The sequence below is a fragment of the Pseudohaliea rubra DSM 19751 genome, from assembly GCF_000764025.1.
GTDB classification, from domain to species: domain Bacteria; phylum Pseudomonadota; class Gammaproteobacteria; order Pseudomonadales; family Halieaceae; genus Pseudohaliea; species Pseudohaliea rubra.
The window spans coordinates 92766-107962 of sequence record NZ_KN234750.1; the positions used below are offsets into that span (position 1 = coordinate 92766).

8 protein-coding genes are annotated in these 15197 nt (G+C 64.1%); 1 reads left to right on the forward strand and 7 read right to left on the reverse strand.

Translation table 11 applies throughout. The features are described 5' to 3' along the window. Nucleotides 1-113: 113 nt before the first annotated feature. The 4 genes from HRUBRA_RS03985 to HRUBRA_RS04000 form a co-directional block, all read right to left on the reverse strand. Nucleotides 114-6734, reverse strand: coding sequence for a retention module-containing protein (locus HRUBRA_RS03985; protein WP_035514715.1), 6621 nt, complete (start codon nt 6732-6734; stop codon nt 114-116). A 253-nt stretch (nt 6735-6987) separates the two neighbouring features. Further along, entirely contained in the window at nt 6988-7614 is a 627-nt protein-coding gene (locus HRUBRA_RS03990; protein ID WP_035514717.1) for a helix-turn-helix transcriptional regulator, read from the reverse strand. 8 nt (nt 7615-7622) lie between these two features. Beyond that, a complete protein-coding gene (locus HRUBRA_RS03995) occupies nt 7623-9068 on the reverse strand; it encodes an HlyD family type I secretion periplasmic adaptor subunit (protein ID WP_236629776.1) in 1446 nt (481 codons plus the stop codon). Next, nucleotides 9065-11191 (reverse strand): type I secretion system permease/ATPase, encoded by a 2127-nt coding sequence (locus HRUBRA_RS04000; protein ID WP_035514719.1) that lies wholly within the window; start codon nt 11189-11191, stop codon nt 9065-9067. Before HRUBRA_RS04000 ends, HRUBRA_RS03995 begins: the two co-directional genes overlap by 4 nt. 220 nt (nt 11192-11411) lie before the next feature. Between HRUBRA_RS04000 and HRUBRA_RS04005 the strand changes: the two genes are divergently transcribed. Continuing rightward, nucleotides 11412-12686, forward strand: coding sequence for an MFS transporter (locus tag HRUBRA_RS04005; protein WP_035514721.1), 1275 nt, complete (start codon nt 11412-11414; stop codon nt 12684-12686). Between the two features lie 5 nt (nt 12687-12691). On the opposite strand, the gene HRUBRA_RS04010 is transcribed toward HRUBRA_RS04005, so the two are convergent. The 3 genes from HRUBRA_RS04010 to HRUBRA_RS04020 all read right to left on the reverse strand — a co-directional run bounded on the left by HRUBRA_RS04010 (nt 12692) and on the right by HRUBRA_RS04020 (nt 14887). Continuing rightward, nucleotides 12692-13294 carry a hypothetical protein gene (locus HRUBRA_RS04010; RefSeq protein WP_052094353.1) on the reverse strand — a complete coding sequence of 201 codons (603 nt, stop codon included), beginning with the start codon at nt 13292-13294 and terminating at the stop codon, nt 12692-12694. A 23-nt stretch (nt 13295-13317) separates the two neighbouring features. Next, nucleotides 13318-13842 (reverse strand): bactofilin family protein, encoded by a 525-nt coding sequence (locus HRUBRA_RS04015; RefSeq protein WP_168139629.1) that lies wholly within the window; start codon nt 13840-13842, stop codon nt 13318-13320. A gap of 313 nt (nt 13843-14155) precedes the next feature. Further along, a complete protein-coding gene (locus HRUBRA_RS04020; protein WP_201771525.1) occupies nt 14156-14887 on the reverse strand; it encodes a DUF6733 family protein in 732 nt (243 codons plus the stop codon). Nucleotides 14888-15197 lie beyond the last annotated feature (310 nt).

A 15197-nucleotide genomic window follows, 5' to 3' on the forward strand; every position in this document is an offset into this window, starting at 1 on the left:
GAGACACACTAAATAATTGTTTATAAAAGAATTTTATGATTTTTTGGGATTTTAAGACCAAAAAAAGCCCCGCACTGTCACCAGTGAGGGGCCGCATTTCTTGCAATATGAGACTACTGGTCTACGGTCAGCTTGCCTGCGTCGATCATGGCCTGGATGGCGTCGGTGCCACCAAGGTCGCCCACGAGATCTACGCCTTCGAGGGTGATGGTCTGGTCCACGTATCTTGCGACCACCTCGCCGCCGGTAAAGCCGCCCTCTGCGCTCACCTTGATGATCGTGTTCGCGCCATCGTAGCTGACGTCGAGATAGGCACCGAGGTTATCGGCAGCTTCCTCGCCGACCAGCAGGTCCCGCAGGTCTAGCGAGTCGGCCCCGTCCATTCCGAAGCCGGCGATACGTATATCGGATACTGAGTCATCAGCCGCTGCCAGGTCGAAGGCGAAGACATCGTCGCCTTCACTCGCCAGCAGTACCGTGCCATCGTCGACACGAGCCTCGAAGGCCTGTTCGCCCGCGTGCTCGATGATCATATCCTTGACATGCTCCATGGCCTCGCCTTCCGACACCGGCGCGTAGCCGTTTTCGAGTAGTACATCCCGCAGATCGCCATCAGATATTGTTGCGAGGTTGAAGCTGTCGTCAGAAAATGCCTGGTGGACGCCGTCGTTGATGACAATGTTGTTATAGGGATCTGCATCATTGTCCAGTGATTGCAGCAGCACGGCCATGTTCTCGACGTACTCGTCGTTGAGGTTCTCAAGGCCGACGCCTGCGATCTCCTGCAGGAACACTTTGCCATCGGCAAGTGCCTCGTCGGCGGAGAAGCTGCCTAGAACCAGGTTTCCGATGTTGAAGGTGACGGTATCCCCCGCACGGTAGCTGAAGTTGCCGTCTGTGCCTGTTTCGCCGGACAGAGCGGACGAGGTCGTGTAGCTGATACCTTCCACCACGCCGTCGACCAAGGACCCGGAGCCAACACCGGGCTCAATCGTGACCGTGGTCGCCGTTGGCGTGGTCGAATCGCCATCGCTGTCTGTACCTGAGATCAGGAATTCATACTCGGCGCCGTCCGGGAGAATCCGCACATCGTAGGTGATGGTCGAGATCTTCGCTTTCGCGTCGACGGCCTCCAGTTCAATGCGACTGGCGTCACTCGGGAAGGTCGCAATGATATCGCCGTCGGGTCCGATGTTGTCCGATTCCGTCTTGATCAGTGCATCGGTGGCATCGTAGGCCCGCACTTCGAAGTCGCCACCCTGCGCTGTAAAGGTGCTGAAGGTGACATTCAGGGCCGGTGAATCGAGCGAAAAGGAAAGCACTTCTGTGTCATCCAGGTTCTGGCTGTCTACGCCCAGGCCGTTCGTGCTCGTGTTCACCAAGCCGTCCCCGGTGTCGGATCTACCCGTGACAGAGACCTGTTCACCGTCGGTGCTCTCGAAGATATAGGTGTTAGTCGGTGCGTTGCTGGAAACAGGCGAGAGCAACCCGACCTCCGTTTCGGTAGCTGCTTCCGGCGTGATGAGCGTGAAGACATAGTTTCCGTCTGTCTGCACGACAATCTTGAACACCTCGGTAGCATTTGCGTCATCTGTCACGGCAGTCAGTGTGACCGCGCCAGTGACGGGATCAACGACCGGTTCGTTGTAGGCAATACCATCGATTGTCGGCCCGGTCACGGTGACCGAGGCAATCTCGTCCGCACCGCCATCCAGAGGCACTGCGCCCTCCGCTGTCTCTCCTGATGTATTGGTGATCGGATCGGGATCAATAACGGTCCCCACCTCCGGGACGTCGTCAATGCTGGACAGGATGACCGTACCCGTCGCTTGCAGCCCGGCCGTATCTGTTGCGATCACATCGATGCTTCCGGCTTCGAAGTTTGTCGCAATGTCGTCACCGAAAGCATTTGCAAAAGGCTCCAGAAGCGTCATAGTTGCCGTGGCGGTCGCATTCAGCGGGTCTGAGGTCAACGTCAGCCTTACTGCCGGTTCTCCAGTGGTTTCGTCACCGTTTATATAGCCGACCACTTCGGTGTCAGATACGCGGACCCACACGATCTCACCGCCTGCGGTATTCGGATCAGAGTCGCCATTAAGTGAGCTCAGATCGCCGAAGGCAAAGCTGTCGATACTGCTGCTGCCCTGGGTGAATTGCAGGGTATCAGAGGTTGAGGGGAAGGGGTCCCCCGAGTTCAGGCCAACCAGCTCAGACTCGTCAATACTCTCCAGCACCAGGTCTGCTGCCGGCCCCGTCGGGCCAGCGTCGACGTTGACCGTGAGATCCGCAGTCGCTTCGTCCCCATCCGCGTCGGTCAGCGTGTATGTAAATACGTCGTTGCCGCCGCTATTCGAGCCGGATGTCCTGGTGTACTGGTAGCTGCCATCTGCGTTCAGTTCCAGGATGCCGTAGCTACCCACGACGGCGTAGTCGTAACTCTCGGTGTAGCCAGCGACCGGCGTGCCGCTGACCGCCGTGATCTCGGCGCCATCAGCGCCCTGCGCATCGACACCCCCCGTCCCCGCCTCGCTCAGCCCTGTCAGCACATTGCCGATAACAAGGTCGTCGGTGCCGATAATGGCGTCGCTGTCTGCCGCGGCCGTCGGTTCATCGTCGTCGAAGCTGACGGTCAGCGTGCTGGATGCCTCGCTGTTGTCAGAGTCGGTCACCGTGTAGGTGAGGTCGACGGTGGGATCGGTCTCGTTCTCGTTGTTCGGTCCCTGGGCGTGGAGCACGTTGCGGGCCAGGGCCACGGTGTAGTCACCGGTCGTGGCGTCATCGACGGTCACGGTGAAGAGCGTCTCGCCGATGCGTGCCGTGTCCGGGCTGGCATCGATCGTTGCCGTCAGGACACCGGTGCTCCAGCCGTAGCTGACCGTTTCCTGGCCGACCGTGCCGGTCGCGCCGTCCATGGCGGCGAAGTCGACCGTGACCGGGGTATCACCGCCGGTGGTGATGGGCAGCGTGTCGCTGAAGGTGGCCGAGTCGGTGCTCGTGTCGTCGAAGGTGCCGCCGGCGATGCCGCCGGCCAGGCCTTCATCATCGACTGCGGCGCTGTCCGGGTTTGCCGTGGGCATGTTGGCGTCCGTGACCCGGAAGTACATGTTCGCCTGGGCCGTGTCACCATCGGCGTCGGTCACGGTGAAGGTAGTCCGGCCATCCAGCGGGTTGTCGGTGGGGTCGTTACCGGTGAAGACATAGGTGCCGTCGGCCTTGACGGTCACCGTGCCGGCCGTGCCGATCGAGACCGCCTGGCTGAAGCCGGTGGTCTCATCGAAAACCAGCGCCGTGCCGTTGACGTGGGTCACCGTGGCGCCGTCGGCGCCGCCGGCGAAGACCAGCGTGCCTTCGGGCGTGGATACGCCCTCGGCGACCTGAATCGGTGCCGCTTCGGAGCCGAGGTCAGTGGCGGTCGGTTCATCGTCGTCGAAGCTGATGGTCAGCGTGCTGGACGCTTCGCTGTTGTCAGAGTCGGTCACCGTATAGGTGAGGTCGACGGTGGGATCGGTCTCGTTCTCGTTGTTCGGCCCCTGGGCATGCAGCACGTTGCGGTCCAGGGCGACGGTGTAGTCACCGGTCGTAGCGTCATCGACGGTCACGGTGAACAGCGTCAGGCCATCGCGAGCGGCGTCGGGGCTGCTGGTGATCGTTGCCGTCAGGACACCGGTGCTCCAGCCGTAGCTGACCGTTTCCTGACCGACCGTGCCGGTCTCGCCGTCCATCGCGGCGAAGTCGACCGTGACCGGGGTATCACCGCCGGTGGTGATGGGTAGCGTGTCGCTGAAAGTGGCGGAGTCGGTGGTCTCGTCGTCGAAGGTGCCGCCGGCGATGCCGCCGGCCAGGCCTTCATCATCGACTGCGGCGCTGTCCGGGTTTGCCGTGGGCACGTTGGCGTCCGTGACCTGGAAGTACATGGCCGCCTGGGCCGTGTCGCCGTCGTTGTCTGTGACGGTGAAGGTGGCCGTTGCCGACTCGTTGCTGGGGTCTTCAGCGGTGAATGAGTAGGAGCCGTCGGCTTTTACTTTAACGGAGCCGCCGTCGATATCGATCGACTGGCTGTAACCGCCGTCGTCGGCGTCGAAGGCCAGCGCGATACCCTTTACATGCGTGACAGAGCCTCCATCGACACCGGTCGTGAAGTCGAGGCTGCCGGTAATCGTCGCCCCCTCGGCAGCATTGGTCGGTTCCGCAAGGGCGCCGAGATCGGTCGCACTCGGGCCATCATCTCCAAAGTTGAAGGCGTAGCTGGTCTCCTGCGTCTGCTCATCGACGATGCCGGCGGCGAGGTCAACGCTCGCACTGTCCGTATCACCATCGAAGTCCGTCACCGTCTGCACCAGGTCGATCTGGTAGCTGACCGTCCCGCCCTCGGCGAGATCGCCCTCGCCGTCGAGCGAGGCGACGTCATCGGGGTCGGCTGCATCGCCGTGCCAGATGGCCACGCCATCGGCCTGGGTAAGGGTGATGGCGCCGCTTGCGCTGTCCACGGCGATAGTGAAGTACAGCACCGATCCGACCTCGCCGGGAGCGCCGCCTATACGGCCCTCGAGAGTGCCGCTGTTGTCGTAGAGGCGGATCTGCTCGCCCTGGCCGCCGTTGACCGTATCCACGGCATAGAGGCCGGATTCGACGCCGTCTTCGCCTACCGCATCGCCGCCAGCCCCGACGGTAACGCTCAGGCTATAGGCAACACTGCCGGCGCCGTCAGCGCCGAACTGGACGTCATCTGAGGTTGCCGGGGTCGAGCCGTCGCTGTCATCGGCGAAAAGTCCGCTGAATGCCGCCGTCGAGCTTCGGTCAGTAACATTGTCCTCCGGGTCATCCTGGGCGCCGGGGGTCTCGTCGACCTGCAGGCTCGGCGTGCCCGTCGGGGCTTGCTCCTGTCCGTCTTCGGGTGGAATCTCGCTCGCGAGCCTTGCCGTCGGCACGTCGTCGACGATGTCGGCGGTAATCGTGGCCGTGGTGGAGGTGCCATTCGCATCGCTGATCAGGATCTCGAAGGACTCGACGTTGTCCTCGGTGGTGACCCCGTCATCGACGCCCGGCGTGTGCGCGAAGGGCGTGGTCAGTGTGTAGTTATAAGCGCCGGTGTCCGGGTCGATGGTCAGCGTGCCATTGCTTCCGGCTCCGCCGCCGACGATGGAGAACGTGTAGCTGCCACTGCCGCCGCTGACCGCAAGGCCCCCGGTGACGGTTTCCGCATCGCTGGCCGGGTTCGAGCCGGCCGCGAGGGCAGCTTCTTCAACCAGCAGATCCGCCGGCTCGGCTGTCGGAGCCTCCGGCGGGGGCGGCGGCGGAGGAGGCGGCGGCTCCGTTGCATCTATAATATTGAAGATGCCCTGGGACTCGGCAATGGTTGCTCCAACGGCATTGGACAGGTTCACAAAGCCGCGTTCCGTGCCCTCTTCGACGTCATCAGTATTGGTTTGTATCTGCACGGTAGTGGTGGTCGTGCCCGGGGCGAAGGTAACGGTTCCGGTCTCAGGGTTGTAGTCACCACCGGTGACCGTGGCTGTGTCGTCCGCTGTGGCGAAATCGACCGTCACGGGTGTGTCCGCGGCGGCGGACAGCGTCAGGGTCAGCTCGGCAACGGCACCTTCCTGGACGGTCACCTCATCGATGCTGATGGTCGGCGGGGTGGGAGTGAAGTCGTCGATGATCTCGACGATACCCTCGCCGTCGGCGATGCCGGCGTTGACCGGATCCGCGAGCGTCAGGTTGAGAAACTCGGTGCCTTCCTGCAGCTCATCGTTGTTTGTCTGAACGAGGATGGTCGTCTCGGTCACCCCGGGTGCAAAGGTGAGCGTGCCGGTTGCCGGGTTGTAGTCGCCACCGGTGACGGTCGCGGTGCCGTCGGAGCTGGCGAAGCCTACGGTAACCGTATCCTCGCTGGGAGCGGACAGGGTGACGGTGACCTCGGCGGTGTTGCCTTCGACGACGGTGTCATCGTTGATGCTGAGGGTCGGCAAGGGGGCGGGTTCTGCCTCGCCGACAACCACGATGGTAACGGTGGCGCTATCGGTAACGTTGCCGTCGGGCGTGACCACGTTGTAGACGAAGGTGTCCTCACCGAAGAAGCCGGGATCCGGGGTGTAGGTGACCGTGCCGTCGGGGTTGATGGTGGCGCTGCCGTTTTCCGGGTCTGTGACGGCGGTAACGACGGCGCCCTCGACGAAGTTGTCATTGTCGAGGACGGCGATGGTGACTGGCGTGTCCTGGGATGTTTCCTCGAAGTCTTCGACGGCATCGGCGCCAATGATGGCGTCCGCCTGGCTCGTGAGGAGGGCGTCCTCGTTGCCGCTGCCGTCGCGCACGCCGCTGAACTCGGGCGTGTCCTCGGCGATGCGGGACAGGCGGATGAAGGTGGAGCCGGCGTTGGTGCCGTCTGCGCCGGCGCCGGCGGCGGTGGCTTCAAGGATCTCGGAGAGGTCGCCATCGCCCTCGAGGGCGGCGATCACCTCGTCGAGGGTGTCGTCGCGCAGCGCGGCCTCGTCGGCGGAGGCGGCGAACTCGGCGAGCATGTCGCTGTCCATGGTGACTTCCGGGACGTCGGCGATGGCGATCTGCTGGCCGTCGGCGAGGTCGACATCAACCCGGCTGCCCTCGGGAGTGACCAGGGTCTCGCCCCGGCGGAGTTCGTCACCGACCCGGAGCTGGCGCAGCGCGCCCTCGGCGTTGCGGGCGTAGGCGGTGCCTTCGATGGTGGCGATGGTAGCGATCACTGGGGTGGCCATGGACTGTTCCTCTGTTCTTTGTGCGGGCGCCGGCCTCAAGCTCAGGCGCGAATTTGTGCAATGCATCCCAAATGTGGACGCATAGTTCGCATTTCGCATCGTACTATTGGGCAGAGGGGACCAAAAAAGACAAAAGTGTGATATGCATCACACTATAGAGGCCAGCCGCAGGCAGAGTGTGTGCTGACGGGTAGCGTGGTAAGCGTGTAGGAAGGCAGGCGGTGCCGCGGTTTGCGCGAGCGCTGCAGAGCGGTCAGGCGTTGCTGTCGACCGGGATATCGTTCATGGCGAGGGCGAGTTGCACCCGGTCGCGCACGTCCATCTTGCGGAAGATCGATGACAGGTGGGATTTTACGGTGCGCTCGGACATGGCCAGGCGCTCGGCAATCTCGCGGTTGCTGGCGCCGCCACCGACCATGCTGGCCACGGCGAATTCCTTCTCCGTGAGGCTGCCGACGCCGGCGGCATCGCGTGGGGCCGGTGCAATGACACGCCGCGACAGGCCGACAAGGCGCCGCAGCAGGTCCGGCGGCATCCAGATGCCCCCGTCTTCGACGACCCCGGCAATCTCCTTCAGCTGGTGAGGGGTCGCCGCGAGGTGGCCATAGCCGCTCACCCCGAGGGAGAGCAGGGCAAAGGCCTCGCTCTCCGTGGGCGCCGGTCGCAGCACGACGACCCGGGGTGAGACCTGCAGGGCCCGGCGCACCTCGCGTTCCAGGGCCTCCCGGTCCCTCAGGCGCCCCCCATCCAGCCAGAGCAGGGCTTCGCCGGCGCCGGTGACGCCGGCAGCAGCCCGGGGCGCTACGACCTGTGCGTGGGGGAAGGCTTCCCGCCAGCGGGAGGTGAGGGTGTTGCCGTCGGAAAGGAAGATCTGGTCCATGGACTGGCTTAGCGCTCGGAGAGTGCGTACTGCTTGGCGCGCAGCACGGGCTTCATGAGGTAGGCCAGCACCGTCTTCTTGCCGGTGAGAATATCCACCTCCGCGGTCATGCCGGGAATGATGGGTTTGTCCTTGCCGAGACTGGCTTCCTGGGTGCGTACGTTGACTTTATAGAAGGGGTTGCCGTCTTCGTCCAGCACCGTGTCGGCGCCTATGTGTTCGACTTCGCCGTCGAGGCCGCCGTAGACCACAAAGTCGTAGGCGGAGAATTTTACCAGTGCCTCCTGGCCAGGGATCAGGAAGGCAATATCCCTGGGCTGGATGCGCACTTCGACCAGCAGCGTGTCGTCCAGGGGCACGATTTCAACGATCTCCTTGCCGGGCATGACTACGCCGCCAATGGTGTTGTAGTACAGCTGCTTGATGGTGCCGTCGACGGGCGAGCGGACAGCTGTCTGATCCACGCGGTCCGACAGCCCGCTGCGGGTTTGCTTGAGCGCGTTGATGCGGCTCAGGGTCTCTGTGAGGTCTTCCCGGGCCACGTTCCGGAACTCCACGGTCACTTCTTCCAGCTTTCGCTCGGCCTCGTTGATCGCTGCCTCGATCCGCTTCATCTGGGCCCGGGCCTGATCCCGTTCCCCGGACAGCTGGTTCACCTCCCGTTCCAGGCGGAGAATCTCCACCTCCGACACGGCGCCGGAGGCGACCATAGGCCGGGTGACGTCCAGCTCCTGCTGGGAGAGGGCCAGGGAGCGCGCCATCTGCCCCTCCCGCGCGGTCACCTCGGACAGTTCCTCCCGGCGCTGGGTCAGCTGCTCACGGGCGATCTGCTGCTGCAGCCCCAGCTGCGCCCGGCTCGATTCGTAAAGCTCCCGTTCCTCCTCCACGATCTCGGGTACGGCCTCGATAAGGTCCAGGCCGGGATTGAACGGGCCCTCGTCGATGAGGGCCTGCAGGCGCAGCGCCTTTACCCTGAGGCCCTGGGCTTCGGCAAGGTTCTCGCGCAGCGTCGAGCGCGAGCGGGTCTGGTCCAGGCGCACGAGCAGGTCTCCCTCCCGAACCACCTGGCCCTCCCGGATGTTGATGGCCCGGATCACGCCGCCGTCCTGGGACTGGATGACCTGTACCTGGCGGGCTGGAATCACCTTGCCGCTACCCCGGGTCACTTCGTCTATCTCGGCGAACGCCGCCCAGATAACCAGCGCGATCACGGTCACTGCCACGGCATAGAGCAGGGTCCGGGCGCGCAGCGGGTTCTGCTCTATGCGCGCCTGGTGGGCGTCCTGCTGCCAGTTGATCGCATCTGCCTCTACTTCCCGCATCCAGGGTGCGAAAAGCCGGTCCACGAAGCGACGCCCGGCGCCGCTGCGGTGCGGCTTGCCTGCGTCCGCCGTTGGCATCGGGGCCGGCGGCGGCGTGTTCTGGTCGACGTCTCTGGGCTCCCCGTCGCTCATTTTGCCTTCCCGATGCGGCCCTGCTGGAGGGCCTCGATGACCTTGTCGCGGGGGCCGTCGGCGACGAGTCTCCCGTTGTCGATAACGAGGATGCGGTCGACCATGGACAGGAGCGAGTTGCGATGGGTGACGACCAGCCAGGTTCGGCCCTGGATGTATTCCTCGAGCTGCTTGCGCACGGCGGTTTCCGTGGAATGATCCATGGAGCCCGTGGGCTCGTCCATGAGCAGAATCGGCGGGTCGGCGACGATGGCGCGGGCCAGGGCGACGCACTTGCGCTGGCCGCCGGAGAGCGAGTCGCCGCGCTCACCGATCATCATGTCGAAGCCTTCCGGGTGGCGGTTGATGAACTCGCCGAGGTTGGCGATCTCGGCCGCGCGCACCAGCGCCGTGTCGCTGACGCCGGTATGAGCCAGGGTCAGGTTGTCGCGCAGGCTGCCGTAGAACAGGGTCACATCCTGGGGCACGTAGCCGATCCGTGAGCGCAGTTCCGTAGGGTCGAGCTGCCGGAGGTCGATGCCGTCGATCATGATCGCCCCGTCCGTCGGCTGGTACAGGCCCATGGCCAGCTTCTGCAGCGTCGACTTTCCCGAACCGACGCGCCCGAGGATGGCGACGCGCTCGCCGGGTTTGATGCGGAAAGACACATTCTCCAGCGAGGCCATGGCGGCATTCGGATAACTGAAGCTGACGTTCTTGAACTCGATATCGCCGCGGAAAATCTCCCGGGACAGAAACTGCGCGCCCTCCGGCCGCTCCATGGGCGTCTTCATGACCTCGTCGAGAGACTTCAGGGCGATTTCCGCGTTGTGATACTGGGTCAGCAGCCCTGCCACCTGGGAGATGGGTGCCATAATCCGGCCGGACAGCATGGTGCAGGCGATGAGGCCGCCCATGGTCAGGTCGCCGGCGGTGATCAGGTAGACGCCGGTAATGATGACGAACATGGTCACCATCTGCGACGCCCACTGGGTGAGGTTGACATTGGAATTGGTAAGCAATCGGAGCTGCACGCCGACGTGGCTGAGGAAGGCCGTGGCGTCCTCCCACTTGCGCTGCATGATTGACTCGGCGCCCATGGCCTTGATCGAGTCGAGACCTACCAGGCTCTCGATGAGCGTGCTGTTGCGCTGGGCGCTTGCCCGGAAGGTGGTCTCCGACAGCTCGTGCAGCTTGCCCTGGAGGATCATGGCATAGACCAGCACGATGGTGAGGCCGATGGCGATGGGTATCAGCACCGGCCAGGCGATCCAGGCGATCACGGCCATAAAGATGAAAGCGAAGGGCACGTCGATCATGGTGGCGATCGTTGCCGAGGTAATGAAGTCGCGCACGGTCTCGAAGGCGCGCAGGTTCACCGCATAGGAGCCGACGGACGGCGCCCGGTGCTCGAGACGCATGCCGAGCACGCGCTCGAGGATGCGGCCGGACAGCTTCACGTCCACGCGCTTGCTGGCGAGGTCGAGAAAGTAACCGCGCATGGTGCGCAGCGTGATGTCGGCCAGGAGGATGACCACCACCCCTGCCGCCAGCATCCACAGTGTCTCAACGGCGTAGTTCGGTACCACCCGGTCGTACACGTTCATGGTGAACAGCGGCAGCGCCAGGGCGAACACGTTGATGAAGAAGGCCGCCAGGAGCACGTCCCGGTAAATGGGCGTGTTTTCCCGCAGGGCGCTCCAGAACCAGTGGCCGCGATCGGTCGTGCCGGTGCGCGGCGTGCGGGCGTCGAAGCGGAAGCGTGGTCGGCAGATGATCACATCGCCGGTGGCCCGGCGCTCAAGCTCCCCGGCCTCGAGTTCGACCTCGGCATCGTTCAGCTCGGGAAAGACAACCCTCGCGTGCTCGCTGTCTTCGCTCCAGCCGAGGAGCAGGCAGGCCTTCTCGTCTTCCAGGAGCACGATGCCGGGCAGAAGGGCCGGATCGATAGCCCGGGGGGCGCGCCGCAGGATGCGGCTGGTCATGCCCGCGCGGCTGGCGGCGCGGTCGAAGAGCGAGGGCGTCAGGCCGCTGTCGGCGAGGGGCAGGCCGGCGCGCAGCGCCTCGCGGGTGGTGGGCAGCCGATGCAGCCGGCACAGGCCCAGCAGGCACTCAAGGAGGTGGTCTGTGTCGTCAGCCTGCACGCGATGTCGGCTCCGGCGTTGCGATGGCCGTTCTCAGCATAAAGCGCATAATGCATCAGTCTCGATAGCGACCGTTAGCATAAGGGATATTGCTCTGTGCGGCCACGGCAGGAACGGAACCGGTTCACAGCCCTGAAAGGTGTATTTTTCCGCGTCTTTGGCACTTGTCCAGGCAGCTGCCGGGTTCGTAGACTCGCCGCCCCCGAACCGGTAGACAACCATGGCTGCGCGTACGCTTCTTTCCCTCTGGCCTCTTTTCTTCGGCCTGTTGCTTGTCGGCCTGGCGAGCGGCGTCCAGGGTACGCTGCTCGGCTTCCGGGCAGAGCAGGAAGGCTTCGCGGACGGGCTCACGGGTCTGGTCATGTCGGCCTACTTCGCCGGGTTTCTGCTCGGCTCCGTGTGGGCGCCGCGGCTTATCGACCGGGTAGGGCACATACGCACCTTTGCTGCTGTTTCCGCGGTGGCTTCCGTCACCATCCTGGTGCACGCGAGCTTCGTCAATCCATGGGCCTGGGCCGCCATGCGTCTGGTGACGGGTCTCGCTTTCTCAACCATCTTTGTGGTGACCGAGAGCTGGCTTAACGAGGCGGCGACCAATGAAAGCCGGGGCCGCATCCTCGCAGCCTACATGGTTATTCTCCTTGGCGGGACGGCGGGTGGACAGTTTCTGCTCACCCTCGCGGACCCCAGCGGCTTTGCCCTTTTCGTGCTGGTTTCGGTTCTGGTGAGCGTCGCGGCCCTGCCTATCCTGATGACGGTGCTGCGCACACCGGTGATCGAGACCTCGGAGCGGGTCAGCCTGGGGCACCTCTGGTACCGCGCCAAGATGGGCGTCATCGGGCTCGTGCTTATCCAGTGGTGCGGCAGCATGGTCTATGGCATGGGCGCCGTCTATGCGGCCAAGCTCGGCCTCAGTGCCGAGGAAGTCGCCCTGTTCATGGGTGCGATCCTCGGCGGTGCCATGGTAATGCAGTGGCCCCTGGGGCAGCTTTCCGACCACGTTGACCGCCGCTGGGTCCTCGGCATCGCCAGCATTCTCGCCGGCGTCGCTGCCGTCTACGCTTCGGCGGAAACCAGCGCGGGCCCGCGGCTCTATGCTGTTGCCTTCGTGTTCGGGGGCTTCTGCCTGTCGCAGTACTCGCTGGTCGTGGCGCTGATCCACGACCACCTCCGGCCGGCGGAGATCACGCCGGCAAGCGGCACGATCGTGCTGCTGTCGGGCATTGTCTCGGTGGCGGGGCCCCTGACGGTGTCCTTCGTGCAGGCCAACTTCGGGCTGAAGAGCTTCTTCCTGCTGATGGCCGGGCTGCTGTTCCTCATGGCGGCGATCAGTATCTGGCGCGTGCTCACGATTCCCGCTCTGCCGGCGGAGTACAAGACGACTACCACCATGCAGGCGCCGGTGGCGGTTGTGGGCTCGGTGTTGCATCCGGAAGATAAGGAGGTCGTGCCGGAGGAGGCGGCAAACGCGCCATCGGCGACAAGCGTGGCCTGAAGAACCTAGCCGAAGAGAATCTCCTGGCGGCCGTCCCCATGCAGCACGGCATGCTCGATGGTCAGCGGCACCATGGCCTCGTTGATGGCCTTGCGGTTGTGCAGGTGCAGGGTCATGGGCTGCTCGGCGATCAGGCGCAGCACGTCCTCGCCGGCGACGCCGAAGTGCCGAAGCCGGGGTTCCACGGTGCGCTTGTGCAGAATGAAGCCGTGGCCACGGCAGCCGTCGTGCAGGTGCTCGCCGAGAAAGCGGAAAAAAGCGGGCAGGTCAGCCAACGGCAGGATGTTGATGCAGTCCCAGAGCAGGACGATATCGAAGCGCTGGCCTGCAAGTTCTCCGAAGAGAGCGGCAAAGTCATCCGGGGTAGCCGGCTGGCTGTCTGCGTCCCGGGGGCGGGCTGCGAGGGACTGGAGCGCATCGGCTGCGTCGAGCACCTGCAGCCGGCACGGGTGGTTGCCGAAGTAGCTGAGGCTGTCGGCATTCGCACGACCGAAATCGAGAATGCGCGGGGCACCGAGTTTCTCCAGCCGCTCTGCACCGAGCAGCCGGGGCAGCAAGCGGCTGCGCAGGATCCGCCAGTCTTCCCCGCAAGCCGAGGCTGTGGTCATCGCAGCGTCCGGCCCCTGTGCGACTAGCCGGCCTTCTCCACGCCGGGTGCGCCGGCCCTGGGCGCGGGGACCGCTTCCGCCGGGGCTGGCTTCGGAGCGGGCGCAGCGGCGGCCTTTGTTCCGCCCATGTCGATGCTGCCTTTGAAGCGCCCGCCGTCTTCCAGCATGACACGGGGCGCGTTGACGTTGCCCTGCACGTTGCCGGAGGCCGTGATCACCACCCGCTCGCGCCCGGTGATGTCGCCCTGGACTTCGCCCTCGATGCGGATGGTCTTGGCCTCGACGTCGGCGCTGACGCGACCGGAGTTGCCGATGACCAGCTCGTTGTCCGGCAGGGTTACCGTGCCGTTGACCTCGCCTTCGATAAGAAGGTCTTCCGCGCTTTCGATATCGCCGGTGATTTTCACTTTCGAACCGATCATGGCCCTGGCCTCACTGGGTGCTCGTTGGGTGGGTGCCTTTGCCTGCTCCGGCTGTGACGCCGGCGCGCCGGTCTCCGCGGAGGGCGCAGGCTCGGCCTCGGGCCGCGCACTCTTACGCTCGAACATGATACCGCCCCCTGTTGTTTTATGCTGTTGCCGGCGGACCCACGGTCGCCGGGAATTGCCGATGCTAGTACAGCCCCGGGGTGCGCGCAAACCGGACGCTGCCCCGGCCGGAGCATGACGCCCTCAAGGCCGAGCGCAACATGCAGGCCGGTAGGAAGGAGAAAAAAGATCGATGCGGCTAGCGGGCTTCTATGCGGAAGGCTGTTGCGTCCCGGTTACCGGCCAGGGTCGATAACCGGGGAGCTCTTATCGTGCCTTTCCTCGCAGGAGTGAAAAGCATGGGTCGGGGCCGTTACCGGTCCCGACCCGGGGCTCAGAAGCTGTAGAAGAACTGCAGCTTGTAGAAGTCGCTCGTAGAGAACGAATCGTCATCGTTGGTGAGGTCCGTGCCGAAGGAGAAGCGCATACCGGCGTTTTCCTTGGCGATCTGGATATAGGGTCCTAGCCACTGGTAGCCGTCCTGGCTGCTCACGTTTGAGCCGCCTTCCAGGGACAGCTCCTCAAAGTGCAGGCCGACCGAGAAGTAGTCGGCGAACTTCTTGCCGCCGTTTACCCAGTAGTGCAGGTACTCCAGCGTGGTGCCGCCGTCGGGTGCCTCGTCGCGAAGCTCGCCATACCAGCCGGCGTAGAGATTGCCCTCCCACTCGCCGTCGTCATAGACGAGCGTCAGGTTGGGGACGATGGCGTCGCCGACCACGCCATCATCGGCGGTGCCCGAGGAAACAAGGTTGCCGTTGGTGAAACCGATTTGCGGGTTCACGTAGAGGTCACCCTCCATCATTTCGAAACCGACACCGACGCCGAACTCGGTCCAGTTGCCCCACGCGCCGCCGGTGCCGGCGCCCCAGGCGATGCCATAAAAGGTAAGGTCATAGCCTTTCCCTGTGTCATAGGAGACACCGGCAAAAGGGTTCGGGCCGAAAAAGGCATCCGTGTTGTAAGAGACAGACACGTCCAGGCGGTCATCATCCTGGGCAAGTGCGCCCTGGGCGATGCCGGCGAGGACGACGGCGGTGGACAAGCGAGCAAGTTGTTTGCAGATCATGGTCATACCCTCAGTCATTGCTATCACGAATTGGGAGCGGCTCATGTGTCCTTGTCTGGCTTCTCGTTAAAGACGCCGCTCCTGAATCCTCCGTGAAGGGGATAAGCAGGGACTGTGCCAAGTCTTTCAACAAGTTGATTTTAATAAGAAAACTGCCATCAATAGGGGCTTTTCGGAGGGCGGCCGCTCTGGAATGGTGCGCGTAGCTCGACGACGCCTTTTTTTGGGGCGGCTTGCCTTGGGCCGCTTGCAGCGCTGGCAGGTACCGCTTGCGGGCCTCTCAGGGAGGGCGGGGATGGATCGGGGGGGG